The organism is Paraburkholderia sp. 22098 (assembly GCF_052045935.1).
Classification (GTDB): Bacteria; Pseudomonadota; Gammaproteobacteria; order Burkholderiales; family Burkholderiaceae; genus Paraburkholderia; species Paraburkholderia caledonica.
The window spans coordinates 296,812-322,174 of record NZ_JBQEPV010000003.1 but is presented as its reverse complement, the minus strand read 5'-3'; the positions used below and the strand labels follow the sequence as shown (position 1 = coordinate 322,174).

General features: G+C 63.7%; 21 protein-coding genes. 14 read left to right on the top strand and 7 right to left on the bottom strand.

What is annotated here, in order from left to right; translation table 11 throughout:
* Window positions 1-296 precede the first annotated feature (296 nt).
* The 6 genes from ACTJLB_RS08125 to ACTJLB_RS08100 all read left to right on the top strand — a co-directional run bounded on the left by ACTJLB_RS08125 (window position 297) and on the right by ACTJLB_RS08100 (window position 5,976).
* On the top strand, window positions 297-959 hold the full coding sequence (locus ACTJLB_RS08125) for a response regulator (RefSeq protein WP_020069223.1): 663 nt from the start codon (window positions 297-299) through the stop codon (window positions 957-959).
* Window positions 960-963: 4 nt separating this feature from the next.
* The gene (locus ACTJLB_RS08120) at window positions 964-2,265 is read left to right on the top strand and encodes an ATP-binding protein (RefSeq protein ID WP_310352816.1); all 1,302 of its coding nucleotides are present in this window, start codon (window positions 964-966) and stop codon (window positions 2,263-2,265) included.
* A gap of 141 nt (window positions 2,266-2,406) precedes the next feature.
* Entirely contained in the window at window positions 2,407-3,936 is a 1,530-nt protein-coding gene (locus ACTJLB_RS08115; protein ID WP_087752932.1) for a DegQ family serine endoprotease, read from the top strand.
* A 256-nt stretch (window positions 3,937-4,192) separates the two neighbouring features.
* Window positions 4,193-4,690 (top strand): carboxypeptidase regulatory-like domain-containing protein, encoded by a 498-nt coding sequence (locus ACTJLB_RS08110; protein ID WP_440782988.1) that lies wholly within the window; start codon window positions 4,193-4,195, stop codon window positions 4,688-4,690.
* Window positions 4,691-4,818: 128 nt separating this feature from the next.
* Complete coding sequence (locus ACTJLB_RS08105; protein ID WP_408165604.1) at window positions 4,819-5,211, top strand: DUF427 domain-containing protein; 393 nt, start codon at window positions 4,819-4,821, stop codon at window positions 5,209-5,211.
* 30 nt (window positions 5,212-5,241) lie between these two features.
* Window positions 5,242-5,976: a CoxG family protein gene (locus tag ACTJLB_RS08100; protein ID WP_440782987.1), complete on the top strand. Its 735-nt coding sequence runs from the start codon at window positions 5,242-5,244 to the stop codon at window positions 5,974-5,976.
* 236 nt (window positions 5,977-6,212) lie between these two features.
* Here the strand turns inward: ACTJLB_RS08100 and ACTJLB_RS08095 are convergent, their stop codons facing one another.
* Window positions 6,213-7,220, bottom strand: coding sequence for a helix-turn-helix domain-containing protein (locus ACTJLB_RS08095; RefSeq protein ID WP_440782986.1), 1,008 nt, complete (start codon window positions 7,218-7,220; stop codon window positions 6,213-6,215).
* Window positions 7,221-7,397: 177 nt separating this feature from the next.
* Between ACTJLB_RS08095 and ACTJLB_RS08090 the strand changes: the two genes are divergently transcribed.
* Window positions 7,398-8,024, top strand: a complete 627-nt coding sequence (locus ACTJLB_RS08090) for a cysteine hydrolase family protein (RefSeq protein ID WP_440782985.1) — start codon at window positions 7,398-7,400, stop codon at window positions 8,022-8,024.
* 219 nt (window positions 8,025-8,243) lie between these two features.
* Here ACTJLB_RS08090 and ACTJLB_RS08085 read toward each other — a convergent pair whose 3' ends face one another.
* Window positions 8,244-8,882 carry a TetR family transcriptional regulator gene (locus ACTJLB_RS08085; RefSeq protein WP_020069213.1) on the bottom strand — a complete coding sequence of 213 codons (639 nt, stop codon included), beginning with the start codon at window positions 8,880-8,882 and terminating at the stop codon, window positions 8,244-8,246.
* Window positions 8,883-9,307: 425 nt separating this feature from the next.
* Here ACTJLB_RS08085 and ACTJLB_RS08080 point away from each other — a divergent pair, with 425 nt between their 5' ends.
* Genes ACTJLB_RS08080 through ACTJLB_RS08070 form a run of 3 tightly spaced genes read left to right on the top strand, consistent with a single transcriptional unit; the run spans window position 9,308 to window position 15,311 of the window.
* Entirely contained in the window at window positions 9,308-10,540 is a 1,233-nt protein-coding gene (locus tag ACTJLB_RS08080) for an efflux RND transporter periplasmic adaptor subunit (RefSeq protein WP_027804824.1), read from the top strand.
* A gap of 18 nt (window positions 10,541-10,558) precedes the next feature.
* On the top strand, window positions 10,559-13,780 hold the full coding sequence (locus ACTJLB_RS08075) for an efflux RND transporter permease subunit (protein WP_020069211.1): 3,222 nt from the start codon (window positions 10,559-10,561) through the stop codon (window positions 13,778-13,780).
* A 1-nt stretch (window position 13,781) separates the two neighbouring features.
* Window positions 13,782-15,311, top strand: a complete 1,530-nt coding sequence (locus ACTJLB_RS08070; RefSeq protein ID WP_440782984.1) for an efflux transporter outer membrane subunit — start codon at window positions 13,782-13,784, stop codon at window positions 15,309-15,311.
* 161 nt (window positions 15,312-15,472) lie between these two features.
* Here the strand turns inward: ACTJLB_RS08070 and ACTJLB_RS08065 are convergent, their stop codons facing one another.
* Complete coding sequence (locus tag ACTJLB_RS08065; protein ID WP_020069209.1) at window positions 15,473-16,882, bottom strand: nucleobase:cation symporter-2 family protein; 1,410 nt, start codon at window positions 16,880-16,882, stop codon at window positions 15,473-15,475.
* A 427-nt stretch (window positions 16,883-17,309) separates the two neighbouring features.
* Between ACTJLB_RS08065 and ACTJLB_RS08060 the strand changes: the two genes are divergently transcribed.
* The 3 genes from ACTJLB_RS08060 (at window position 17,310) to fghA (ending at window position 20,991) form a co-directional block, all read left to right on the top strand.
* Window positions 17,310-18,776, top strand: a complete 1,467-nt coding sequence (locus tag ACTJLB_RS08060) for a xylulokinase (protein ID WP_440782983.1) — start codon at window positions 17,310-17,312, stop codon at window positions 18,774-18,776.
* 191 nt (window positions 18,777-18,967) lie between these two features.
* Window positions 18,968-20,074 (top strand): S-(hydroxymethyl)glutathione dehydrogenase/class III alcohol dehydrogenase, encoded by a 1,107-nt coding sequence (locus tag ACTJLB_RS08055; RefSeq protein WP_020069206.1) that lies wholly within the window; start codon window positions 18,968-18,970, stop codon window positions 20,072-20,074.
* A 65-nt stretch (window positions 20,075-20,139) separates the two neighbouring features.
* Entirely contained in the window at window positions 20,140-20,991 is an 852-nt protein-coding gene (gene fghA / locus ACTJLB_RS08050) for an S-formylglutathione hydrolase (protein WP_408473563.1), read from the top strand.
* A gap of 59 nt (window positions 20,992-21,050) precedes the next feature.
* On the opposite strand, the gene ACTJLB_RS08045 is transcribed toward fghA, so the two are convergent.
* From ACTJLB_RS08045 to ACTJLB_RS08030, 4 genes are read right to left on the bottom strand one after another with little or no spacing between them, the layout of a single operon-like run.
* The gene (locus tag ACTJLB_RS08045; RefSeq protein WP_020069204.1) at window positions 21,051-21,833 is read right to left on the bottom strand and encodes a metal ABC transporter permease; all 783 of its coding nucleotides are present in this window, start codon (window positions 21,831-21,833) and stop codon (window positions 21,051-21,053) included.
* On the bottom strand, window positions 21,826-22,791 hold the full coding sequence (locus ACTJLB_RS08040) for an ABC transporter ATP-binding protein (protein ID WP_408165589.1): 966 nt from the start codon (window positions 22,789-22,791) through the stop codon (window positions 21,826-21,828). The genes ACTJLB_RS08045 and ACTJLB_RS08040 overlap by 8 nt, the downstream gene beginning before the upstream one ends.
* On the bottom strand, window positions 22,788-23,729 hold the full coding sequence (locus ACTJLB_RS08035) for a metal ABC transporter solute-binding protein (protein ID WP_408165587.1): 942 nt from the start codon (window positions 23,727-23,729) through the stop codon (window positions 22,788-22,790). Before ACTJLB_RS08035 ends, ACTJLB_RS08040 begins: the two co-directional genes overlap by 4 nt.
* A 52-nt stretch (window positions 23,730-23,781) precedes the next feature.
* Window positions 23,782-24,258: a Fur family transcriptional regulator gene (locus ACTJLB_RS08030; protein ID WP_440782982.1), complete on the bottom strand. Its 477-nt coding sequence runs from the start codon at window positions 24,256-24,258 to the stop codon at window positions 23,782-23,784.
* A 282-nt stretch (window positions 24,259-24,540) separates the two neighbouring features.
* Here ACTJLB_RS08030 and ACTJLB_RS08025 point away from each other — a divergent pair, with 282 nt between their 5' ends.
* Window positions 24,541-25,323: an L-iditol 2-dehydrogenase gene (locus ACTJLB_RS08025; protein ID WP_020069200.1), complete on the top strand. Its 783-nt coding sequence runs from the start codon at window positions 24,541-24,543 to the stop codon at window positions 25,321-25,323.
* Window positions 25,324-25,363: the final 40 nt, after the last annotated feature.

The window sequence follows — 25,363 nt, the reverse complement described above, 5'->3', positions numbered from 1 at the left end:
GCGAGAAAGCAAAATGTCAGGGCGTGCAGCACGCGGCGATTCAAAGCAGTGGAGATGCGCCGCACGAAGGTTCGCAGCGCGTCGGCGGGTTCGTCATTGCGCATGCGGCGTTGAGGCATTCGAGCTGGCACGCATTGCTCGCGTACTACGTGAGTCAAGCCCGAAACCGCCGCGCGACGCAAAGCGCCCATTGTAGTGACATGCCGCCGCGCTGCGGTGAAAAAAGCGCCACACGGCGCGCACGCGCGGGGCGGGCGCTAGAATGCGGCATCATCGAATGTTGAGGAAACGGGACCATGCGCATCTTGCTAGTCGAAGACGACCGGATGATCGCCGAGGGCGTCCGCAAGGCGCTGCGCGGCGAAGGCTTCGCGGTCGACTGGGTGGAAGACGGCGAAGCGGCGCTCAGCGCGGCGGGCAGCCAGCCCTACGACCTCGTGTTGCTCGACCTCGGACTGCCCAAGCGCGACGGTCTGGACGTATTGCGCACGCTGCGCGCGCGCGGCCACGCTTTGCCGGTGCTGATCGTCACGGCGCGCGACGCGGTAGCCGACCGCGTGAAGGGTCTCGACGCCGGCGCGGACGATTACCTCGTCAAGCCATTCGATCTCGACGAACTCGGCGCGCGTATGCGCGCACTGATCCGTCGTCAATCGGGCCGCAGCGATTCGACAATCCGCCACGCCAACCTGACGCTCGATCCCGCGTCGCATCAGGTCACGCTCGACGGCGCGCCGGTGGCCTTGTCGGCGCGAGAGTTTGCGCTGCTCGAAGCGCTGCTCGCCCGGCCCGGCGCCGTCCTCTCGAAGAGTCAGCTGGAAGAAAAAATGTACGGCTGGGGCGAGGAGATCGGCAGCAATACCGTCGAGGTCTACATTCACGCGCTGCGCAAGAAGCTCGGCGCGGACCTGATCCGCAACGTGCGTGGCCTTGGCTACATGATTGCCAAGGAAGCCTGAGCCGATGCGTTCGATCCGCCGTCAATTGCTGGTGTGGCTGCTTGCGCTCGTGTTACTCGGCGTCGGCGTGGCGGGCTGGTTGATTTACCGCCAGGCGCTTGCCGAAGCGAATGAACTGTTCGACTACCAGTTGGAGCAGATCGCCGCGGCCCTGCCGTCCGAACCGTTCTCACAAGTGCTCGGCTCGCGCGATACCGGCGACGAAGGCATCGTGCTGCAGATCTGGAATCGCAACGGCGTGCTGATGTACTACTCGCGTCCTCGCGCGCCGCTCGCGCCGCGCGCTGAACTGGGCTTCACGACCGAGCATACGGATCGCGGCGACTGGCGCGTGTACGGGGCGATCGTCGGCGATAACGTCGTGCAGTTGGCGCAGCCGCTGTCGGTGCGCAACCGCCTTGCCGCCGACGTCGCGTTGCGCACGTTGTGGCCGTTGATCGTGCTGCTGCCGGCGCTCGGGCTCGCAGTGTGGGTGATCATCGGACGCGGGTTGCGCCCGCTGCGGCGCGTGACGAGCGCGCTCGATGCGCGTCATCCCGAGGCGCTCGATCCGTTGCCCGATCAGCGCCTGCCGCTCGAAGTGCAGCCGCTCGTGCGCGCGTTGAACGGGCTGTTGCAGCGGCTCGCCACCGCGCTCGACATCCAGAAGGCGTTCGTCGCCGACGCCGCGCACGAACTGCGCACGCCGCTTGCCGCCGTGCAGATTCAATCGCAACTGGTGGCGCGCGCGAAAGACGACGCGGCGCGCAGCGAAGCGCTCGCGGACCTGCAAGCGGGTGTGACGCGCGCGACGCGCCTTGCCGAGCAACTGCTCGCGCTCGCGCGCTCCGAACCGGACGGCCTCGGCGCGACCGACGCTGTCGACTTGCGCTCGTTGCTGCAGGACTGCGTGGTGACCTATGCGCCGCTGGCTGAAAATCGTGGCGTGGACCTCGGCATCGAGGCGAGCGAAGCGGCTACCGTGATCGGCGATCCCGAGTCGCTGCGCGTCATGTTCAACAATCTCGTGGATAACGCGACCAAGTACACGCCGCGAGGCGGGCGCGTCGACGTGAGCCTGCATGTCGAACAGGGTCATCCGGTCGTGCGTATCGCCGACAGCGGGCCCGGCATCGAGCCTGCGGAACGCGAGCGTGTCTTCGACCGTTTCTATCGTGCGGGCGCCGGCGAGAATCGCGTGCGTACCGATGTGGCCGGCAGCGGACTCGGCCTTGCGATTGTCCGGCGAATCGCGACGCAACATCACGCTACGGTGTCGCTCGACGAATCGCCGGCGGGCGGCCTCGAGGTTACCGTGCGCTTCTGAACCAATGCTTTCAATTTGCATGGTGCGGAAAAACCCCTGAAAAGAAGGCCAAACACGATCTGTCGCTGCTTAAGACTCTTTTAAGCGATGCCCCGTACGCTTCCTGACATCCGAATTTCTTTCTCCAGTCAGGAGTACACGATGAACGCGAAAACCTTGTCTCGCAGCGCTGTTGCAGCGGCTGTCGCCGTTGCGCTTTCCGCCGGCTATGTGGCGGGCCATCGCGACGTGCCCGCGCCCCAGGTCATCTCACCGGCGCAAGCGGCCATGATGCCCGCCGAAGCCGCCGCGAAAACCGGCATTCCCGATTTCTCCGGTCTCGTCGAAACGTACGGACCGGCGGTCGTCAACATCAGTGCAAAGCACGTCGTGAAGCGCGCGGCACTGCGCGGGAATGGAGGCAATGGCGGCAATGGCGGCATGAGCGGCGGCAATCAGTTGCCGATCGATCCGAGCGACCCGTTCTACCAGTTCTACAAGCACTTCTTTGGCGGCGCGCCGGGCATGCAGGGCGGCGACGGCGGCGATGCGCCCGACGAGTCGAGCGCGAGCCTCGGTTCAGGGTTTATCGTCAGCAGCGACGGTTATATCCTGACCAACGCGCATGTGGTGGACGGCGCAAACGTCGTCACTGTGAGGCTGACCGACAAGCGCGAGTTCAAAGCCAAGGTGATCGGCGCCGACAAGCAGTCGGACGTCGCCGTCCTGAAGATCGACGCAAGCAGTCTGCCGACAGTGAAGATCGGCGATCCGCGTCAGAGCAAGGTCGGTCAGTGGGTGGTCGCGATCGGTTCGCCGTACGGTTTCGACAATACGGTGACCTCCGGCATCATCAGCGCGAAATCGCGTTCGCTGCCGAACGAAAACTACACGCCGTTCATCCAGACCGACGTGCCGGTGAATCCCGGCAATTCCGGCGGGCCGCTGTTCAATCTGCAAGGCGAGGTGATCGGCATCAACTCCATGATCTACTCGCAGACCGGCGGCTTCCAGGGACTTTCGTTCGCAATCCCGATCAATGAGGCGATCAAGGTCAAGGACGACATCGTCAAGACGGGTCACGTGAGCCGTGGGCGCCTGGGCGTCGCGGTGCAAAGCATGAATCAGACGCTGGCAAATTCGTTCGGCATGCAGAAGCCGCAAGGCGCGCTCGTCAGCTCGGTCGATCCGGACGGTCCTGCCGCGAAGGCCGGGTTGCAACCGGGAGACGTGATTCTGTCGGTGAACGGCGATCCGGTGGGCGATTCGTCGGCGCTGCCTTCACAGGTGGCAGGGCTCGCGCCCGGCAGCACGGCCACCGTGCAGGTGTGGCGTGACAAGGGCACGAAGGATCTGAAGGTGACGATCGGCTCGTTGTCGGACGCAAAGCTGGCCTCGGACAAGACCGATCAGCCCGCGCAGTTGCAAGGCCGTCTGGGCGTGGCCGTGCGTCCGCTGACGCCGGAAGAAAAGAGCAGCGCTTCGATCTCGCACGGTCTTCTCGTGCAGCAGTCGGGCGGCGCGGCAGAAAGCGCGGGTATTCAACCGGGCGACGTCATTCTCGCCGTCAACGGCCGGCCGGTGACGAGCGTCGATCAGTTGAAGCAGATGGTCTCCGGCGCGGGCAATAGCATCGCGTTGCTGATCCAGCGCGACAACGCGCAGATCTTCGTGCCGGTCGATCTGGGTTGATCGACGTCCTGTCAGTCATGACTGGTCGATGAAGAGCATCGAGTAACGCTTGCCGGTCTGTTTGCACTTACTGCAGACAGACCGGCATTTTTCTTTCTGTACCGGAAGCCGCAAACCGGGCGCTTTGCGGCGTGTGACGTGCGAAGCGGGCGCTTCGCCGTACTGTCGAGCGGCCGCATGGCACGGCAGTTGCATCCACATTGAATCCGGTCCCATCGACGGGTAACGGATAAGGACGTCAATAAGGAGCAAACCGATGAAGAACCAACGCACTCAGCGAAAGATCGTAGCCGCCGCGGCCAGCGCGGCGCTCACTCTCGGTCTGGCGGGCGGCGCGTACGCGCAGCAGGCGAGCGAAGTAACCGGCGGCACCACCGCCGACCAGACGAGCGCAGGCAACGCCAACGGCGGAGGTCTGCCGCAAATCCAGCAACAAGGCGACGTGTCGTTCGTCTCGGGCGGCGTCGGTCTGGACGAGTCCAAGGCACTGCAGCAGGCGCAAAGCCAATGGCCGTTGTCGCTGCGCTTTACCGGACCGGGCTCGGACTATCTAGCCGACGTCCACGTACGGATCGTCGACGCGCATAACGGCGAGGTGTTGAGCACCGCGTCGCGCGGGCCCTACATGCTCGTGAGGCTGCGCCCGGGGCGCTACACGGTGCATGCGACCTACAAGGACCGCGACCAGTCGAAGGCATTGACGGTGCCCGCAAAGGGCACGGCGAAAGCGGCGTTCTACTGGAACACGCAGTAAACCCGGGGCTTGTCGGGCAGGCAGCACGGAGGCCGCGCAATCGCGAGGACTTTGACCGATAATGAAGCCACGGGCCTGTCCCGTGGCTTTGCTGTATGCACGACCGCACACTTTCATGGAGCCGAGACATGAGCGATGCCTTGACACCTCACGCAAACCCAGACAAACCCTCCGGCGGGCACGCCATTACGATAACGGGCAATCATCACCGGGTGCGGGTGATTCATGGCGGCGTGACGATGGCCGACACGCACGCGGCGCTCACGCTCGCCGAAACCGGTCTGCCCGACGTTTTCTATTTCCCGCGTGAAGACGTGAACATGGCGCGGCTCGAACGCTCCACGCACTCGTCGCACTGTCCGTTCAAGGGCGACGCATCGTACTACCACCTGCGCACCGAAGACGGCTTGATCGAAAACGCCGTATGGACCTACGAGACGCCGTTCGAACAGGCGGCCCCGATCCAGGGATATCTCGCGTTTTACTCATCGCGCGTCGACCGCATCGATCAGACGTCCTGATCCGCTGTCGCGCGTCTGTCGGAGGCTGGGATGGAACTGAACGACGCGTTACGGATTCCACTTGCGCCGTCCGATGTCTGGGACGCGTTGCAAGACCTCGCGCTCCTGCGCGCCAGCCTCGATAACTGCGAGTCGTTCACGCGCCTTTCGCACGGCGAATACGCGCTGGCTATGACGGTGCCGCTCGGGCCACTGCGTGCGCGTTACGAAGCACGCGCGCACGTCGCGGGTCAGGATTCCGGCCCTGCCGACGCGGAGCGCCGCACGATCAATTTCAAGGCGCGCGCCGAAGGTATCGGCTCACTGCGCGGACAAATCGAAGTGCGTCTGCGCGCGGAAGAGGGCGCGCTCGGCAGCAGGGAGCGCGGCACGCGGATCGACTACACGATCTGGGCGACGTCGTCGGGGCCGCTCGCTGAACTGCCCACGCGTCAGCTCGAAAACGCGCTTCATCATCTCGCCGACGATTTCTTCGCCGAATTCAGCGCGGTCGTGCGTGCGAAGCATGGGCAGGGACCGAACCGCGCGCGCGGTTCGGCGGCGCGTCGCCAGCATGTATTTTTGCGGCCTATCACGCTGAGCGGTGTTTCGCGTCGCACCCGCGCCGAACATGGCAACCCGCTTGCCGGAAGCGCTGCCAGCGTGTCTCACGGCGTCTCCCACCCCGAGCCGACGCCGCATGCCATGCCGAACTGGGCATGGGCTGCGATGATTTTTCTCGTTGCGCTTCTGCTGTATGTAGCGCGCTGGATTAGTGAGCACTGACGGCGCTCTGCCTGTTCTTCATGCATCGACCAGCGCGCGGAACGGTTGCGCAGTCTGTAGGTCGAGTGTCGTGCGCGCGCGACCACGAATTCGCGGTGACCGACTACGAAAGCGCGTCGCTTTTCACCCTGCGTTGTTTCGCGACGTCGACGCCATGCTTCGCTTTCAATGTGTCATGCGGCGTTTGCTTCGCTCGTAGCGTGCGTGTCACGCGACATTTGCGTGGGCGCTGTGTTTCATGCGCCGCGAAACTCTCTTCGCCATGCCGAGGGCGAGGTCCGAAAGGCTTCGGCGAAATGTTGACGCAATGACGCCGCCGACCCGAACCCGGCGATGCCCGCAATCGCTTCCACCGACTGATCCGAGCTCTCCAGCAACTGCTGCGCGCGCGTGAGCCGTTGTGCGAGCAGCCACGCGCCGACGGTCGTGCCGGTGGCGAGCCGGAAGCGCCGCGTGAAGGTGCGCCGGCTCATCAGCGCGCGCGCCGCGAGGCTGTCGAGCGTGTGCGGCGCGTCGAGGTTGCCGCACACCCAATCGAGCAGACCCGAGAGCCGGTCTTCGCGGACGTTCGGCGGCAGCGGCTGCTGGATGTATTGCGCCTGGCCGCCTTGCCGGTGCGGCGATACGACGAGCCGCCGCGCGACGAAGTTCGCCACCTCGGCGCCGCACATCTTGCGCAGCACGTGTAAACAGCAATCGAGGCCGGCAGCCGTGCCCGCCGATGTCAGCACGTTGCCGTCGTCGACATAAAGCACGTCGCGATCGAGCCGGACACGCGGGTAACGGGCCGCGAAGTCGTCAGCCCATGCCCAATGCGTTGAGGCCGGGCGGTCGTCGAGAATGCCGGCGGCAGCCAGCACGAACGCGCCGAGGCATAGACCGACGAGTTGCGCGCCGCGTGCGTGCGCCGCGCGCAGTGCATCGAGCAAAGCGGCTGGCGGCGGCTCAGCGGGATCGCGCCAGCTGGGCACGATGATCGTGTCGGCTTCGGCGAGCGCTTCGAGTCCGTGAGTCACGGCAATGGAGAATCCTGCGGTCGTCGTCAGCGGGCCGGTTTCGGCTGCGCACACGCGGAAGTCGAAGCCGGGAACGCCGGCGCCGCTGCGGTCCTCGCCGAACACCACGCATGGCACGGAAAGGTGGAATGGGCTGATGCGGTCGAACGCGATCACGGCGACGATGTGCGACCGCTGTGCGCCGGGCTTTGCGGCGGCCGGGGCGGGAAAGGCGGCAAGTATAGCCATGAGTCAGGCACCTTATGAGAGCGACGACGATGGCCCGATTCTAGCGAAGATTGTCAATCGGGCCGCTGTTGGCAAAACGGGCGTAGGCGAACAATGCGTCATCGCGGCGGCCTCGCTTGCCTGAAGCTCGCGGGGCTGTGGCGCGCGACCTCATCAATCTTTCACAGGAGCCTTGCCATGACCACACCACGCCGTGCGTTGATTGTCATCGACGTGCAGAACGAATACATAACGGGCAATCTGCCGATCGAGTATCCCGACGTCCAAAGCTCGCTAGCCAACATTGGACGCGCGATCGACGCCGCTCGCACCGCCGGCGTGCCGGTGGTGATCGTGCAGAACTTCGCGCCGGCCACTTCGCCGCTGTTCGCGCGCGGGAGCGAGGGAGCCGAACTGCACCCGGTGGTCGCTTCCCGTGAGCGCGATCACTATGTAGAGAAGTCGCTGCCGAGCGCGTTCACCGGCACGGACCTCGCCGACTGGCTGGCAGCACGGCAAATCGACACGGTGACGGTGGTGGGTTACATGACGCACAACTGCGATGCATCCACCATCAATCATGCGGTCCACGCGGGCCTCGCTGTCGAATTCCTGCACGATGCAACCGGCTCCGTGCCGTATGAAAACAGCGCGGGCTTTGCGAGCGCGGAAGACATTCATCGCGTGTTCAGTGTGGTGCTGCAATCGCGCTTTGCGGCGGTGGCGAGCACCGACGAATGGCTCGCCGCCGTCAATAGCGGTGTGCCGTTAGAGCGCGGCAACATTTATGCATCGAATCAGAAGGCGCGCAGCCGGAATCGCTGATGCTGGCGTGAGGGACGCGGCTGAAAGGCCGCGAGTCGAGGGTCGCGTTTTGCAGGCCGCGGCGTATGGCGGTCCAACGCTGGTCCAGCGTGACAACGAGCGCTGCGAGGGCGGGCGCGGCCGTTTGCGAAATGGGAAGTTTGCCGACAACCGCGGCAACGACAGCCACCGCTCGGTCGGCCGCAAACTACACCGCGTGCGCCGCCCGCAGCCGCCGCGTCACGTCGACTTGCGCAGCGCCGGACTCAGACGCAATGCGTCGAAAATGCCTTCAACCATCCGCTCGCCGAGCGCGGTGAAATCCGTGGCATCGGGTAGAAACAACATGTCGCGCAGCGATCCGCCGACGAACGCATGCACCATGGCAGCAGCGAGTTTCGTATCGAGATCTTCCGGCAATTGCCCTTTCGAGATTGCGTTGCGCAAGCCGCCTTCTATCTTGATCAGCGCCTCGCGCATATTGGTCTGATAGCGGACCATGACCGGTCCCATCTCTTCGACCAGCTCGCACTTCAGAAACAGAATGTCGAACACGCGACGGCGCCGCTGATCGGTCGCGGTATCGCGCACACAGACGATGCAGATCTCCATCAACCGCCCAAGCGGATCGGGCTCGTTCGGATCCAGCGACGCGGCCTTGAGTTCGTCCAGCGGCAGCAGCACGCGGTCGAACATCTCGGTGAACAGATCGCTCTTGTGGGAAAAATGCCAATAAATGGCGCCGCGCGTGACCCCGGCCGCCTGTGCGATGTCGGCGAGCGAAGTGCGCGAAACACCCTTTTCGAAGAAGACCCGTTCGGCTGCGTCGAGGATGCTGTTGCGCGTCTCCAGCGCTTCTTCTTTGGTTCTTCTGACCATATTTGTATAACTTGCCCTGATTGCGGGTTTTCCCGAGCCTTTTTAAGTACGCTCGATGACAATCCGTTTGCCCTGAACTGTTTGGCGAAGCTTTCTTCCGGGTCCCCGCCCCGCAAGAGAAGTAACGCACTTTTACATCCATTCGTGAATGTATATATAATAGCACCCCACGATCGGATAGCCCAAGCTGTGACGACCGGTTAATATCCGTCACTGTTGTCTTCAGAACGCTTACGCGCCGTGCTTCAACGGGCGGCGCGGTGCGGCATTTCCCGGTAAGGCGCATTTGGTTCGGGTTGCCTCGCAACTGTTGCCGGCAACCATGGGCTTTCGGTCGAGCGTCGCAAGACGCATGTGTGCGCCGTCGTCCCCGGGGTAGGGATGCGCGCACTTTTTCATTCTCAGTCATAGACAGAGGTCGCTCCATGCGCGTCGAACGGGTTCCATTCCGCTTAATCAGTGCCGCGACGGCTGCCATATTGCTGGCAGCATGCGGACCAAAACAATCTGCCCCGCCGCAACAGACGCCCGAAGTCGGCGTTGTCACAGTCCAGCCGACTACCGTACCTGTCGTCACTGAATTGCCGGGCCGCACCAGTGCTTTCCTCGTCGCGCAAGTGCGCGCGCGGGTGGACGGCATCGTGCTGCGCCGCGAATTCACCGAAGGCGGCCAGGTCAAGGCTGGCCAGCGCCTGTACAAGATCGATCCGGCGCCGTACATCGCCACGCTGAACAACGCGAAGGCGACGCTCGCCAAGGCGCAGGCCAACCTCGCGTCCACGACGGCGCAGGCAAGCCGCTTCAAAGTACTGGTTGCCGCCAACGCGGTCAGCAAGCAGGACTATGACAACGCAGTAGCCGCGCAAGGCCAGGCCGCCGCCGACGTTGCCGCCGGCAAGGCCGCGGTCGAGACGGCGCAGATCAACCTGGGCTATACCGACGTGACCTCGCCCGTGACGGGCCAGATCGGCGTGTCGCAAGTCACGCCGGGCGCTTATGTTCAGGCGAGCGCCGCGACTCTGCTTGCCACCGTGCAGCAACTCGATCCGGTCTACGTCGACCTGACGCAGTCGAGCCTCGAAGGTCTGAAGTTGCGCCGCCAGATGCAGGAAGGGCGTCTCAAGACCAACGGCCCTGACGCCGCGAAGGTTTCGCTGATTCTCGAAGACGGCCGTACGTATTCCGAAAAGGGCAAGCTGCAGTTCACCGACGTGACGGTCGACCAGGGCACGGGCTCCGTCACGGTCCGCGCGATCTTCCAGAACAAGGACAAAGTGCTGCTGCCGGGCATGTTCGTGCGCGCGAAGATCGAGGAAGGCGTGAACGAGAACGCGCTCGTCGTGCCGCAAGTCGGTATCACGCACGACCAGAAGGGTCAACCTACTGCGCTCGTCGTCGGTGAGGACAACAAGGTCGCGTTGCGTCAGCTCGTCACATCGGGCACGTACGGTTCGAACTGGGTGGTCGAGAGCGGCCTGAAACCCGGCGACCGCGTGATCGTGCAGGGCACCGATAAGGCGAAACCGGGCATGCAGGTCAAGACCGTCGCCGCGCAACTTCCCGCTACACCCGCCTCCGGCGCAGCCGCTCAAGGTGCGCCGGCCGCCAGCGGCAGTGCGCAGACGGCTCAACCTGCCTCCGCTGCATCGGGCGCGTAATAACAGGGAGCCCGCCACATGGCAAAGTTCTTCATTGATCGCCCGATTTTTGCATGGGTGATCGCCATCATTTTGATGCTCGCGGGTATCGCATCGGTGTTCACATTGCCGATCGCGCAATATCCGACCATCGCGCCGCCGGCTGTGCAGATCAGCGCAACGTATCCGGGCGCTTCGGCGAAGACGGTGGAAAACACCGTCACGCAGGTGATCGAGCAGCAGATGAGTGGTCTCGACCACTTGCTGTACCTGTCGTCCACTTCGGACGACTCGGGTACCGCAACCATCACGCTGACGTTCGCGGCCGGCACCAATCCTGACATCGCGCAGGTGCAGGTGCAGAACAAGCTGCAGCTCGCTACTCCGTTGCTGCCGCAAGCGGTTCAGCAACTGGGTACGAAGGTCACGAAGTCGAGCAGCAGCTTCCTGCTGGTCATGGCGTTCGTGTCCGAAGACGGCAGCATGAACAAGTACGACCTCGCGAACTACGTGGCGTCGAACATTCAGGACCCGGTCAGCCGTATCGACGGCGTGGGCACGGTCACGCTGTTCGGCTCGCAGTACGCAATGCGAATCTGGCTCGACGCGAACAAGCTGACCAACTTCGGCCTGACTCCCGTAGACGTGCAGACCGCGCTGCAGGCGCAGAACGTACAGGTTGCCGGCGGCTCGCTCGGCGGCACGCCGTCGGTGCCGGGGCAGGTGTTGCAGGCGACCATCACGGAAGCGACGCTGCTCAATACGCCTGAACAGTTCGGCAACGTGCTGCTGAAGGTCAATCCCGACGGTTCGCAGGTTCGTATCAAGGACGTCGCGCGCGTCGAGCTCGGTGGCGAAAACTACAACTTCGACACCAAGTACAACGGTCAGCCTACCGCCGGCTTCGGTATCCAGCTCGCCACCGGCGCGAATGCGCTCGCAACGGCGAAGGCAGTGCGAGCGAAGGTCGCCGAACTGTCGAAGTACTTCCCGCACGGTCTGGTCGTCCAGTATCCGTACGACACCACGCCGTTCGTGCGTCTGTCGATCGAGGAAGTGGTCAAGACACTGCTCGAAGGTATCGTGCTGGTGTTCCTGGTCATGTACCTGTTCCTGCAGAACCTGCGCGCCACGCTGATCCCGACCATCGCAGTTCCGGTGGTGCTGTTGGGCACGTTCGCGGTCATGAGCATGGTGGGCTTTTCGATCAACACGTTGTCCATGTTCGGGCTCGTGCTGGCAATCGGCCTCCTGGTGGACGACGCGATCGTGGTGGTGGAAAACGTCGAGCGGGTGATGGCGGAAGAGGGCTTATCGCCTCGTGAAGCCACCCGCAAGGCGATGGACCAGATTACCGGCGCGCTCGTCGGCGTGGCGCTCGTGCTGTCGGCGGTGTTCGTGCCGGTGGCGTTCTCGGGCGGCTCGGTCGGTGCTATTTACCGGCAATTCTCGCTGACCATCGTGGCGGCCATGGTGCTGTCGGTGCTGGTCGCGTTGATTCTGACGCCGGCTTTGTGCGCGACGATTCTCAAGCCGATTCCGCAAGGTCATCACGAAGAGAAGAAGGGTTTCTTCGGCTGGTTCAACCGGAACTTCAACAAGAGCCGCGACAAGTATCACTCGGGCGTGCACCACGTGATCAAGCGCTCGGGCCGCTGGCTCATCATCTACATGGTGGTGATCTTCGCGGTTGGTTTGCTGTTCGTGAAACTGCCGAAGTCGTTCCTGCCGGACGAAGACCAGGGCACGATGTTCGTGCTGGTGCAGACGCCTTCGGGTTCCACTCAGGAAACCACGGCGCGCGCGCTGAAAGACGTGTCGGACTATCTGCTCAACGGCGAAAAGGCGATTGTCGAATCCACCTTCACGGTGAACGGCTTCAGCTTCGCGGGCCGCGGTCAGAACGCCGGTCTCGTGTTCGTGCGGATGAAGGACTACGCGCAGCGTCAGCATGCGGATGAAAAGGTACAGGCGCTGGTGGGCCGCCTCTTCATGCACTTCGGCAGCTACAAGGGTGCGCTCGTGTATCCGGTGAATCCGCCGTCCATTCCGGAACTCGGCACGGCTGCCGGCTTCGACTTCGAACTGCAGGACCGCGCGGGTGTCGGCCACGAAAAGCTGATGCAAGCGCGCAACATGCTGCTCGGCATGGCCGCGCAAGATCCGACGCTGGCTCAGGTGCGCCCGAACGGCCTGAACGATACGCCGCAGTTCAAGGTGAACATCGACCACGAAAAGGCCTCGGCACTCGGCGTATCGCTGTCCGCGATCGACCAGACGTTCTCGATCGCGTGGGCGTCGCAATACGTGAACAACTTCCTCGATACCGACGGCCGGATCAAGAAGGTGTACCTGCAGGGCGATGCACCGTTCCGTATGACGCCGGAAGACCTGAACACCTGGTACGTGCGCAACACGGCAGGCGGCATGGTGCCGTTCTCGTCGTTCGCAAGCGGCCAGTGGACCTATGGTTCGCCGAAGCTCGAGCGTTACAACGGTATTTCCGCGGTGGAAATCCAGGGCGCGGCGGCACCGGGCAAGTCGACGGGTCAGGCGATGACGGCAATGGAAGCGCTCGTGGCCAAGCTGCCCGCGGGTGTCGGCTACGAATGGACAGGCCTTTCGTTGCAGGAACGCCAGTCCGGTTCGCAGGCGCCGATCCTGTACGGCATCTCGATCCTCGTCGTGTTCCTGTGTCTCGCGGCGTTGTATGAAAGCTGGTCCATTCCGTTCTCCGTGATCATGGTGGTGCCGCTCGGCGTGATCGGCGCATTGCTGGCCGCCACGCTGCGTGGGCTCGAGAACGACGTGTTCTTCCAGGTTGGTCTTCTGACAACCGTGGGGCTCTCGGCGAAAAACGCGATCCTGATCGTCGAATTCGCGCGCGAATTGCAGCTGAGCGAGGGCATGGGTCCGGTCGAGGCCGCGTTGGAAGCGGCACGTCTGCGGCTGCGTCCGATTCTGATGACGTCGCTCGCGTTCATTCTCGGCGTGATGCCGCTCGCGATCAGTAACGGCGCGGGCTCGGCGAGCCAGCACGCAATCGGTACGGGCGTGATCGGCGGTATGTTGACGGCGACCTTCCTCGCGATTTTCATGATCCCGATGTTCTTCGTCGTGATCCGCGCGAAGTTCGGCGGCGACAAGGAAGACCCGGACGCGGCGCTCGCACACTACAACGAGCACCATCCGCATGATCCGCAAGGTGGCGGAGCGGCTGGCGGTTCCGACACCAATGGCTCGGGCAAGGACGGACATTGAGATGCAAAAACACTCTTTGATTGCAGTGGCGGTCGCGTTCCTCGCCGCCGGTTGCACGATGGCGCCGAAGTACGAACGCCCCGCCGCGCCGGTGACGAGCACGTTCCCGACCGGCGGCGTGTACGACACGCAGCCGGGCACGACGCAGCCTGGCGGGGCCGGTGCGCGCAGCGCAAACGGCCTGGCGGCGGCCGACATCGGCTGGCGCGATTTCTTCATCGATCCGCGCATGCAGCAGTTGATCGACATCGCGCTGAAGAACAACCGCGATCTGCGCGTGTCGGTGCTGAACATGCAGGCGTCGCAGGCCCAGTTCCGGATCGTTCGCGCGGGGCTGTTCCCGACGTTCGACGCCGCGGCATCGCAAAGCAAACAGCGGACGCCGAAAGATCTGTCGGTGTTCGGCAATACGATTTCGAACTCGTATTCGGTCGGCCTGAACGCATCGTGGGAAATCGACTTCTTCGGGCGTATTCAAAGCCTGAAGGATCAGGCGTTGGCTCAGTACCTGGCCACGGCTCAAGCGCGCAAGGCGGCTGAAATCGCGTTGGTCTCGCAGGTGGCGAATCAGTACCTGACGGTGCTCGAACTCGACGATCTGCTGAAGGTCACGCAAGGTACGCTGAAGACCGCGCAGGAGTCGTTTCGCATCACGAAGCTGCAGTTCGACAACGGTACGGGCTCCGAACTCGATGTTCGCCAGGCGCAGACCGTGGTCGAGCAGGCCGAGGCGAACCTGCAAGCGCAGGCGCGTCTGCGGGCACAGGCGGAAAACGCGCTGGTGCTGCTGGTCGGCGAGCCGTTGCCCGCCGGCCTCGCGCCGGGCCTCACGTTGAACGACCAGAATCTGCTCACGGATATTCCGGAGGGTCTGCCGTCCGATCTGCTGACGCGTCGTCCCGATATCATGGAGGCCGAAGAGAATCTTCTTGCGGCCAACGCGAATATCGGCGCCGCGCGCGCGGCCTTCTTCCCGAAGGTTTCGCTCACGGGCAGCTTTGGCACGCTCAGCCCGACGCTCGGCGGCTTGTTCAAGCCGGGTTCGGCAGCGTGGAGTTTCGCGCCGTCGATCACGCTGCCAATTTTCGAGGGCGGTCAGAACATGGCCAACCTCGATCTCGCGAATATCCAGAAGAACGTCCAGATCGCCACGTACGAAAAGGCGATCCAGACGGCCTTCCGCGAGGTAGCAGACGCGCTAGCCGCGCGCGGCACATACGATCAGCAGATCCAGTCGCTCGAGCGCAACGCGTTTGCGGAACAGCGCCGGCTGGATCTGTCGGATCTGCGCTATACGAACGGGGTCGACAGTTACCTGGCGGTGCTGACCGCGCAGACCGCTTTGTATTCGGCGCAGCAGTCGTTGATTACTGCGCGCATGGAGCGTTTGCAGAACCTGGTGACGTTGTACCAGGCGCTCGGCGGCGGCTGGATCGAGCATAGCGGCGATCAGCCGCGTCCGGCCGACGCACCCGTCGACTACGGTGCAGCAAGTGCGCCCGCAGCGGCTTCGGCTGCGACCGCCGGCTGACCGTTACAGCAGTTCGACGGTTAAGCCACCGAAGAAAAAACGCCACGGCATGCCGTGGCGTTTTCTTTTACAGCGGTGCGCCAATCGAGCAGACGCGCCTGCTTGCGAGGCATTGCAATAAAACCCCAAGCTTCACCGATTCAGCGTCAAAGCGCTCACTTTCAATGCAGGTCCGCCGCGCGCAGCATTTCGTCGCGAGGCTGATCGTTGCCGCCGCGTCCATCGAAATCGTGGCCGGCCTTGCGGATTTCGCACTGCGCCTTCTTCTCGCTTTTGACGCCGTTGAAAATCAGATTCAGCACGACCGCGGATACCGAAGCCAGCAAGATTCCACTATGCAGCAGCGGTGACAACGCGGGCGGCAGTCTGGAGAAGAAGTGCGGCGACACGACCGGTACGAGTCCCAGCCCGATACTCACCGCGACGATGAACAGGTTGTGGTGATTCCTCACGAAGTCGACTTTCGACAGCACCTTGATGCCATTGGCCGCGACCATGCCGAACATCACGATGCCTGCACCGCCGAGTACGAATGCCGGCACCGACGCCACCACTTGCGCCATCTTCGGAAACAGGCCGAGCAACACGAGGATCACGCCGCCCATCGCGCAGACAAAGCGGCTCTTCACGCCCGTGACGCCGATCAGGCCGACGTTCTGCGAGAACGACGTATGCGGGAACGAGTTGAAGATGCCGCCGATCAGCGTGCCGAGTCCGTCCACACGCAGGCCGCGCACGAGCGCTTTCTGATCGACGGGACGATCGACCATGTCGCCGACCGCGAGGAACATGCCCGTCGATTCGATAAAGGTGACGAACATCACAGTGACCATGGTCGCGATGGACAACGGATCGAAGTGCGGTAGGCCAAAGTGGAACGGCATCACGAAGCCGACCCACGGTGCGTGCGTGACGCCTTCCATGTTGACCCGGCCGAGCGCCAGCGCGATCACGAAGCCCGCGACAATGCCGAGCAATACTGAAATATTCGCGATGAATCCCTTGGCGAACTTGTTGATGAGCAGGATCAGCATCAGCACGAGCAGCGACAGCCCGAGGTAGACCGGGTTGCCGTAGTCGGGATTGCCCACGCCGCCGGCCGCCCAGTTAATGCCGACGCCCATCAGCGACAGACCGATCACCGAGATCACCACGCCGATCACCACCGGTGGAAAGAAGCGCAGCAGCTTGCCGACGGCCGGCGCAAGCAGGATGCCGATCACGCCCGCGGCAATCGTCGAGCCGAAGATGTCGAGAATGCCGAGCGACGGATTCGTGCCGATCGCGACCATCGGACCGACTGCGGCGAACGTGCAGCCCATGATGACCGGCAGGCGGATGCCGAAAATCCACAACCCGAGCGTCTGGATCAACGTGGCGATGCCGCACGAGAACAGGTCGGCGCTGATCAGAAACGCGATCTGGTCTTTCGGCAGTTTCAGCGCGGCGCCGACGATCAGCGGGACGGCGACAGCGCCCGCGTACATCACCAAAACGTGCTGGATGCCGAGGGTAAGCAACTGGCCCGCGGGCAGTCGCTCGTCGCACGGGTGAACCGTGTTCGATTGCATAACGTCTCTCTCCACAATCTAGTTTTGGGATGGACTCCAAGGTATCGGGGACGAAAAAGCGCAACAAGACCGCTGGGGCCTATTCCGGCATTCCCGGTGACGATATGCGCCAGCCCGTTTTGAAAGCCGGAATCGACGCGAGCGGCGGGTTCACCGGCGGTCAGCCCCTTGTAGCGGCGATGCGCGCGCGGTCGTGCGCATTTCCGAGCCGCCGCGATATATGTGAGAATCGATCAGGTGTATCCGGGCTGGCACATAGTCGTGTTTTCACGAAACTCGTTGCCGACCGGGGTTAACCCGCGAACTGGCCGCATTGCGCATGCGGCAGCCCTTGGTTTGCACACATCGCGCGACTGGCAAAAGTCGGCGCTCACGGCACGGTCTGCGTGCTCTCAATCACACCCTAACTGACGACGCTCCATCACTCATGAGCTTTCTCGGCATCGACCTCGGCACCGGCTCCCTCAAAGTTGCAATCGTCGATGAAGACGGCCATGAACGGGCCGCCGCGAGCGTTGCTTATGGCCTTGAGACGCCGCACGCCGGCTGGGCGGAGACGTCGGTGCAGACGTGGTGGCGCGCGCTGTGCGAAGCGGCTGCCCGCTTGCCCGACGGCTTGCGTCGCGAGGTCAAGGCGATCGGCTTGTCGGGGCAAATGCACGGCGTCGTGTTGATCGACGAAACTGGCAATGCCGTTCGGCCTGCCATGCTGTGGCCTGACACGCGCGCGCGGACTTTGCTCGACGCGTGGCCCGAGCCGCAGCCCAACCCGGTGGCGCCAGGCATGGCCGGTCCGTTACTGCGCTGGATCGTGTTGCATGAACCGGAGTCCGCGCGCCGCACCCGCTGGGCACTTCAACCAAAAGACTGGCTGCGCGTCGCGCTGGGCGGGGCGGTCGCAACCGATCCGTCGGACGCCTGCGCGACCGCGCTCGCCGATCCTGATGGCGCGTGGGACGCGGCGCTGGCCGAACGGCTCGGCATTCCGCACGAGTGGTTCCCGCCGTTGGGGCCGTCATATGCAGCCGCCGGCGTGTTGTCACAGAGCGCGGCGCAGGCCTTGGGTTTGCGCGCTGGGATCGTGCTTGCGACGGGTGCCGCCGACACCCCATGCGCTGCGCTCGGCAGCGGGATTGCACGCGACGGCGACGCGCTTCTGACGACGGGCACCGGTGGCCAGATCGTCGTACTCGCCGAGCACGAGCCACAGGCGGTGAAAGGCTTGCATCGTTATCGCGCGGCGAGCGATCACTGGTATCGGATGGCGGCCATGCAGAACGTAGGCATTGCACTCGAGCGCGCGCGCGGATGGCTATGCTACGAATGGAGCGACGCCTATGCCGAAGCATTCGGCGATCACGCGAACCACGGCTCGCAGATCAACGCCAACGCCGCCTCAGCGGCAGCGCCGCTGACCTTCCTCCCGTACCTCACAGGCGAGCGCACACCGTGGCTCAATCCCGCGGCGCGCGGCGGCTGGCTCGGCCTTGCTCTCGATCACACGCGCGGCGCGATGATGCGTGCCGCGTTCGAAGGCGTCGCTTTTTCGCTGCGCGCGGGGCTCGATGCGATCCGCACGAGCGGCGCAACAGTGACGTCATTGAAGCTCGCGGGAGGCGGTTCCGTCGATGCCCGCTGGCGCCAGTTGCTCGCCGATGCGCTGGATGCGGAACTGCACGCGGTCGATTGTCCGAATGCCGCCCCGCGCGGCGCGGCTATTCTCGGTGGCATTGCAAGCGGTCACTGGCATGTGCACGATCTCGCTGCGCTCGCGCCCGGTGCGACACACGTGGCGAGCCCGCGAGGCGATCGCGCGCTCGCTGAACGCTACGCACGTTTTCTGGATCTATATGGTCGCGTCGAATCATGGTTCGACGCACCCCCCGGTACCTGATGAGCAGAGCGGTAATGTCACCTGCTGACAATGCCGCGGCGCACTTTGCAATACCATGACGCTTTTCATGCGTTAGCCTGTAGCTCGCGCGGCGCAGGCATCGGCCGCAGCATGATCCCCGTATATTCGCGCGTCGCCATGTTGCAGGCGGCGACTCGCGTCGCATTCACAGACTCACAGGAGCATTCACGATGAAGACCAAAGCAGCAATCGCATGGAAGGCCGGCGCACCGTTGACGATCGAAGAAGTCGATCTCGAAGGACCGCGCGCAGGCGAAGTCCTGATCGAAGTGAAAGCGACGGGCATCTGCCACACCGACTACTACACGCTCTCGGGCGCCGATCCCGAAGGCATTTTCCCGGCGATTCTGGGCCACGAAGGCGCGGGCGTGATCGTCGATACGGGGCCGGGCGTCGGCACGCTTAAGAAGGGCGATCACGTCATTCCTCTTTACACGCCGGAATGCCGTCAGTGCAAGTTCTGTCTGTCGCGCAAGACCAACCTGTGTCAGGCGATCCGCTCGACGCAAGGCAAGGGCCTGATGCCCGACGCCACGTCGCGTTTCTCGCTGGACGGCAAGCCTTTGTTCCACTACATGGGCACGTCCACCTTTTCGAACTACATCGTCGTGCCGGAGATCGCGGTTGCCAAGGTGCGTGAAGACGCGCCGTTCGACAAGATCTGCTATATCGGCTGCGGCGTGACGACGGGCGTCGGCGCGGTCGTGTATTCGGCGAAGGTGGAGGCGGGTGCGAACGTGGTCGTATTCGGGCTCGGCGGCATCGGTCTGAATGTGATTCAAGGAGCGAAGATGGTCGGCGCGGACAAGATCATTGGTGTGGACATCAATCCGGGTCGCGTGGAACTCGCGAAAAAATTCGGCATGACGCACTTCATCAACCCGAACGAAGTCGAGAACGTGGTCGATCACATCGTGCAGCTTACCGACGGCGGCGCCGACTATTCGTTCGAATGCATCGGCAATACGAAGGTGATGCGCCAGGCGCTCGAATGCACGCATAAGGGTTGGGGCCAGTCGTTCATTATCGGCGTGGCGGCGGCGGGCGAGGAGATCAGCACGCGTCCGTTCCAGCTGGTCACGGGCCGCGAGTGGAAGGGCTCCGCATTCGGTGGCGCGCGTGGCCGCACCGACGTGCCGAAAATCGTCGATTGGTACATGGAAGGCAAGATCAATATCGACGACCTCATCACGCACCGTCTGCCGCTCGAGCGCATCAACGAGGGCTTCGATCTGATGAAGAAAGGCGAGTCGATCCGCTCGGTCGTGCTGTATTAACTCGGCGCAATGAAAGCGACTCAATGAAAGCGACTCAATGAAAGCGACCTACAAGGAGCAAGACGATGCTTGAGCTACTGTCGTCGCACGCCTGTCATGGCGGCGAGCAGCGCTTTTACCGGCACGAGTCGCAGACCGTCGGCCTGCCCATGCGCTTCTCGGTGTATCTGCCGCCGCAGGCCCTGCAGCCAGATGCGAAGGTGCCCGCGCTGTTTTATCTCGCGGGGCTCACCTGTACCGAAGAGACGTTCCCGATCAAGGCCGGCGCGCAGCGCTTCGCCGCGCAACATGGCGTTGCGCTCGTCGCGCCGGATACGAGCCCGCGCGGCGCGGGCGTGCCGAACGAGAGCGCCGCGTGGGACTTCGGCGTGGGCGCAGGCTTTTACGTCGATGCAACGCAGGAGCCGTGGGCGCGGCACTACCGGATGTACTCGTACGTGCGCGACGAGCTGCGTGAAACGGTGCTGAAGGAACTGCCCGTCGACGGTTCGCGGCTCGGCATCTTCGGGCATTCAATGGGCGGCCACGGCGCGCTGATGCTGGCACTGCGCAACCCGGACATCTATCGCTCGGTATCGGCCTTCGCGCCGATCGCGGCGCCTACGCGTGCCCCTTGGGGCGAGAAAGCGTTCAGCGGCTATCTGGGCGAGAACCGCGAGACGTGGAAGGAATACGACGCAAGCGAACTCGTGAGGCGCGCATCGCGCCAGTTCGCGGAGGGGATTCTGGTCGATCAGGGACTCGCCGACCAGTTTCTCGCCGAGCAGTTGTACCCGGACGTGTTCGAAGCCGCATGCCGTGAGGCGGGCCAACCGCTGACGTTGCGCCGCCATGCGGGCTACGACCACGGCTATTACTTCATCTCGACCTTCATTCAGGATCACATCGCGCATCACGCGAAGGTCCTGGTCGGCTGAACCGCTAGTACCGATGGCGGCGCCGTTGCGGGCCGCCATCCCAGCTAGCGCCTTTGCGTTTAGCGGCGCTTCAGCAGACTTCCGCCATACACCACCGCCGACAGCGCAGTGATCCAGAAGCTGGTCGGCCAATCGGTATAAAAGGCGAGCGTCACGCCGAGCCACGCCTGCAGCAACGCGAACGCGGCGGCGAGCACCAGGCCGGCGGAAAGCCGCGTCGTCATGTTTTGCGCGGCGGCGGCCGGTCCGACCATCAGCGTGAAGACCAGCAGCACGCCGACGATCTGCGTGCACGCGGCCACTGCGAGCGCGGCAATCGCGAGAAACAGCACCGACACGAGACGCAACGACACGCCTTTGGCTTCGGCCAGTTCAGGCTGCAGCGAAGCAAACAGCAACGGGCGCATGATCGCCGCGAGCGCGAGCAGGCTGACTACGCCCAAGGCCGCCAGCACAGCGAGCGTCGACTCGTTTACGCCGAGTACGTTGCCGAACAGCAGCGCTGTGACCTGCGTCGCGTAGGCGGTGAAGAAGTGCAGAAACAGCAGGCCGAAGCCGAGCGACAGCGACAGGATCACGCCGATTGCCACGTCGCGTCCGGCAAGGCGCTCGCCTAGCGCGCCCATGCCGACGCCGGCGGCGAGCGTGAAGCCGACCATGCCCCAGATCGGCGAAATGCCGATCAGCACGGCGCCGGTCGCGCCAGTGAAGCCGACGTGCGAAAGCGCGTGGCCGGCGAAGGTCTGTCCGCGCATCACGAGAAAATAGCCGACCACGCCCGCGAGCACCGCGACGATTCCCGACGCGGCGAACGCGTTCACCATGAAGTCGTATTCAAACATCGTGCTTATGTCCGTCGCGTGAGTCGTGCTGGTGTGAGTGGCCGTGCGCGGGTCCGTGCGAGGTTCCGTGCGAATGACCATGGGAATGCGAGTGGCCGCCGTTCCCGTCGTGTTCATGTTCGTGATCGTGCTTTTCTACTTCGACGCCGCCCGACATCACGAAAATGCGGCCGTTCACGCGCATCACGTCGATGGGCGAACCGTAGAGGCGCGACAGCACGGGCCGGGTGATGACCTCGTCGACGGTGCCGAGCGCGGCCACGCCGCTGCCGAGATACAGCACACGATCGAGCGAGTTGAGCAGCGGATTGAGTTCGTGCGCCGAGAACAGCACGGCAATGCCGAGTTCCTGCTGCACGCGCCGCACGAGTTCGACGACGCTCTTCTGATGATGCGGGTCGAGGCTGATGAGCGGTTCGTCGAGCAGCAGCAGTTTCGGCGCGCCGAGCAGACATTGCGCGAGCAGCAGGCGCTGCCGCTCTCCGCCCGAGAGTTCGGACAACGGGCGCTCAGCAAGCTTTCGGCCGTCGACCAGTTCGAGCACGCGCTCGACGTCCGCGCGCGTCCTGGCGTCCGCGTGCGGTAGTCCCCACCGGTGGCCGTCGGCCGCCATTGCCACGAAATCGCGGCCACGCACGCGCCGTCCGGCGAGCGCGCTGCGCGTTTGCGGCATATAACCGATCGACGCGTTGCCGCGCTCCACCGGCTGCCCCAGCACGCGGATCGAGCCGCTTGCCGCCGGTACGAGGCCGAGCACCGCGCGCATCAGCGTGGTCTTGCCGGCGCCGTTCGGCCCGAGTACGCCGATGAATTCGCCCTGATTCACGATGAAGCCCGCATCGCGCAAGATCGTGCGGTCGCCGAGTTCGAGCGTGACGTGATCCACTTCGAGCACGGGCGCGCGGCTGGCTGCGCTTGCTGACAGATTGGCTGGCGTGCTGCGGCCAGTGACATTCATTGCGTTTTTCCTTTGACGCTGGCCGCCGCCGCATTCGCGCCGGCCGCGTCGCCTTGGGCGAGCGCTGCGCCGAGCGCGTCGAGCTGCGAGAGCATCCACGTCTGATACGTCTTACCCGCGGGCTCGGTCTCGGTGACGCTCATGGTCGGCACCTTCGATTGCTGCGCGAGCTTCAACATGCGTTTGGTCAGAGCCTCGGTTGCCTGGCTGTTATAGATCAGCACGCGCACGCGCTTTTCACGCAGATCGCGTTCGAACGCGGCGATGTCGGACGCGCTCGCTTCGGTTTCGTTCATGGCCGCCAGCTGAAAGCGCATGTTGCGCATGCTCAGCCCGATTGCGTCCGACATATAGCCAAACACCGGCTCCGTTGCCGTGACCGGCGTGCCCGTGTAACGCGCATGCAACTCGGCAACCTTCGCCTCCACCGGCTTCAGCGAATCCAGAAACTTCGCGAGATTCGCATCGTACGCCGACTTGTGCGCCGGGTCAGCCGCGACGAGCGCCTCGTTCACCGCGCGCGCCACCTTGGGCATGGTCGACGGGTCGTACCAGAGATGCGGATTGTCGCCGCTCTTCTTGCCGGTAAGGTCGGCCGCGACGATCGTCGCGCGCTTCGTGCCTTTCGAAGCCGCCAGCAGTTTCACCATCCACGGATCGTAGTCGGCACCGTTGTAGACCACGATGCTCGCGTGTTGCAACGCGCGAGCCGTCTTCGGGCTGGCTTCGAACAGATGCGGGTCCTGGTCCGGATTGTTGAGAATGCTGGTCACGTCGACGCGCTCGCCACCGAGTTGCTGCACCACGTCGCCATAAAAATTTTCTGCGGCGACCACCGGGATTTTCGCATCCGCGGCAAATGCTGCCTGGCTTAACGCGAAGGCGGCTGTAACCGCCGCGGCATACTTCGAGAACAACCTCGTGCCGTTCTTCTTCATTATGTGTCCTGCTGCGTGAGGGTTGAATGAATTGCAAACGTGAAGCGATGGCTCATGTGGACGCAGGGGCGCGCGACGCGCGTGCGCACCGTGCGCAAAGACCGCTCAATTCGACGACCGCACGGTGTACCTCGAAGCCGTGTGCCGGCGCGCTATGCGACAGCTGCCCGGTGAGGACGTCGCCCGGAATCTCGACGGTCGCGCCGCAGCGGTCGCACATTAGAAACTGGCTGCAGTGCGGCACGCCGACCTCGCAGCAGGCGACAAACGCATTCTTCGACTCGATGCGATGCACGAAGCCATGCGCGAGCAGAAAATCGAGCGCGCGATAGACCGTGGTGGGCGGCACGCGGCCGCGTTCGGGTTCGAGCGCGGCAAGCAACTCGTAGGCGCCGACAGGCCGTTCGCTCGCGACAATCGCCGCATACACCTGACGCCGCAGCGGCGTAAGGGCCAGGCCGTGCAACGCGGCATGCGCTTCGGCATGCGCAAGCCGCACAGCATGATGTTCTGCAGTCGATGTAGCCATCAGCGCGAATCTCCTTATCGGTGACGTCAGGCGGATGTAAGGGCGGCTCGTGACGCGAGGTCGCAATGATATAACGTATCTCGTTTTTTTGTCACCGGTCGGACGCAGGAGCGCTGCAACTCGCGGACGCGCTCGTTCCGCGCTGCACCATCGAAATCTGAGAGAGCGCCTTGACATGACCCGGTGCGTATCCGATCATTCGATCACAAACAGAGCAATTGATCGCGCAATGAGCGTTCGCTCACCGCGCCTCCAAAAAGCGAAACGAATCGGAGACAAAGCGTGTCGGCACGATTGCAAGACAAGGTGGCCATCCTGACAGGCGCAGCAAGCGGCATCGGCGAAGCCGTGGCGCGGCGTTATCTGGACGAAGGCGCGCAATGCGTGCTTGTAGACGTGAAGCCGGCTGACAGTTTCGGCGACACGCTGCGCGCCGCATACGGCGAGCGCGTGCTCACGGTCAGTGCGGATGTCACTCGCCGCGAGGACATCGAGCGCATCGTGGCGAGCACGCTGGAGCGCTTCGGCCACGTGGATATCCTGTTCAACAATGCGGCGCTGTTCGATATGCGCCCGATCCTCGACGAATCGTGGGACGTGTTCGACCGCCTCTTCGCGGTCAACGTGAAGGGCATGTTCTTCCTCATGCAAGCCGTCGCACGGCAGATGGTCGAGCAAGGCCGCGGCGGCAAGATCATCAATATGTCGTCGCAAGCGGGGCGGCGCGGAGAAGCACTCGTGTCGCATTACTGCGCGACGAAGGCGGCCGTCCTCAGCTACACGCAATCTGCCGCATTGGCGCTCGCGCCGCACAAGATCAACGTAAACGGCATCGCGCCGGGTGTCGTCGATACGCCGATGTGGAAAGAAGTGGACGCGCTTTTCGCCCGCTATGAGAACCGGCCGCTCGGCGAGAAGAAGCGCCTCGTCGGCGAAGCGGTGCCGCTTGGGCGCATGGGCGTTCCCGACGATCTGACCGGAGCGGCACTATTCCTCGCTTCAGCGGATGCGGACTACATCACTGCGCAAACCCTGAACGTCGACGGCGGAAACTGGATGAGTTGAGCGGCTGAACCCGCGTTATCCAGCGTCATTTTCGTAGAAC

Coding starts and splice junctions, on each gene's coding strand:
- ACTJLB_RS08125 (WP_020069223.1), top strand. CDS start 297: ATGCGCATCTTGCTAGTCGAAGACGACCGGATGATCGCCGAGGGCGTC.
- ACTJLB_RS08070 (WP_440782984.1), top strand. CDS start 13,782: ATGCAAAAACACTCTTTGATTGCAGTGGCGGTCGCGTTCCTCGCCGCC.
- ACTJLB_RS08055 (WP_020069206.1), top strand. CDS start 18,968: ATGAAGACCAAAGCAGCAATCGCATGGAAGGCCGGCGCACCGTTGACG.
- ACTJLB_RS08105 (WP_408165604.1), top strand. CDS start 4,819: ATGAGCGATGCCTTGACACCTCACGCAAACCCAGACAAACCCTCCGGC.
- ACTJLB_RS08090 (WP_440782985.1), top strand. CDS start 7,398: ATGACCACACCACGCCGTGCGTTGATTGTCATCGACGTGCAGAACGAA.
- ACTJLB_RS08085 (WP_020069213.1), bottom strand. CDS start 8,882: ATGGTCAGAAGAACCAAAGAAGAAGCGCTGGAGACGCGCAACAGCATC.
- ACTJLB_RS08040 (WP_408165589.1), bottom strand. CDS start 22,791: ATGAATGTCACTGGCCGCAGCACGCCAGCCAATCTGTCAGCAAGCGCA.
- ACTJLB_RS08065 (WP_020069209.1), bottom strand. CDS start 16,882: ATGCAATCGAACACGGTTCACCCGTGCGACGAGCGACTGCCCGCGGGC.
- ACTJLB_RS08045 (WP_020069204.1), bottom strand. CDS start 21,833: ATGTTTGAATACGACTTCATGGTGAACGCGTTCGCCGCGTCGGGAATC.
- ACTJLB_RS08095 (WP_440782986.1), bottom strand. CDS start 7,220: ATGGCTATACTTGCCGCCTTTCCCGCCCCGGCCGCCGCAAAGCCCGGC.
- ACTJLB_RS08030 (WP_440782982.1), bottom strand. CDS start 24,258: ATGGCTACATCGACTGCAGAACATCATGCTGTGCGGCTTGCGCATGCC.
- ACTJLB_RS08075 (WP_020069211.1), top strand. CDS start 10,559: ATGGCAAAGTTCTTCATTGATCGCCCGATTTTTGCATGGGTGATCGCC.
- ACTJLB_RS08115 (WP_087752932.1), top strand. CDS start 2,407: ATGAACGCGAAAACCTTGTCTCGCAGCGCTGTTGCAGCGGCTGTCGCC.
- ACTJLB_RS08120 (WP_310352816.1), top strand. CDS start 964: ATGCGTTCGATCCGCCGTCAATTGCTGGTGTGGCTGCTTGCGCTCGTG.
- ACTJLB_RS08110 (WP_440782988.1), top strand. CDS start 4,193: ATGAAGAACCAACGCACTCAGCGAAAGATCGTAGCCGCCGCGGCCAGC.
- ACTJLB_RS08035 (WP_408165587.1), bottom strand. CDS start 23,729: ATGAAGAAGAACGGCACGAGGTTGTTCTCGAAGTATGCCGCGGCGGTT.
- ACTJLB_RS08080 (WP_027804824.1), top strand. CDS start 9,308: ATGCGCGTCGAACGGGTTCCATTCCGCTTAATCAGTGCCGCGACGGCT.
- ACTJLB_RS08060 (WP_440782983.1), top strand. CDS start 17,310: ATGAGCTTTCTCGGCATCGACCTCGGCACCGGCTCCCTCAAAGTTGCA.
- fghA (WP_408473563.1), top strand. CDS start 20,140: ATGCTTGAGCTACTGTCGTCGCACGCCTGTCATGGCGGCGAGCAGCGC.
- ACTJLB_RS08100 (WP_440782987.1), top strand. CDS start 5,242: ATGGAACTGAACGACGCGTTACGGATTCCACTTGCGCCGTCCGATGTC.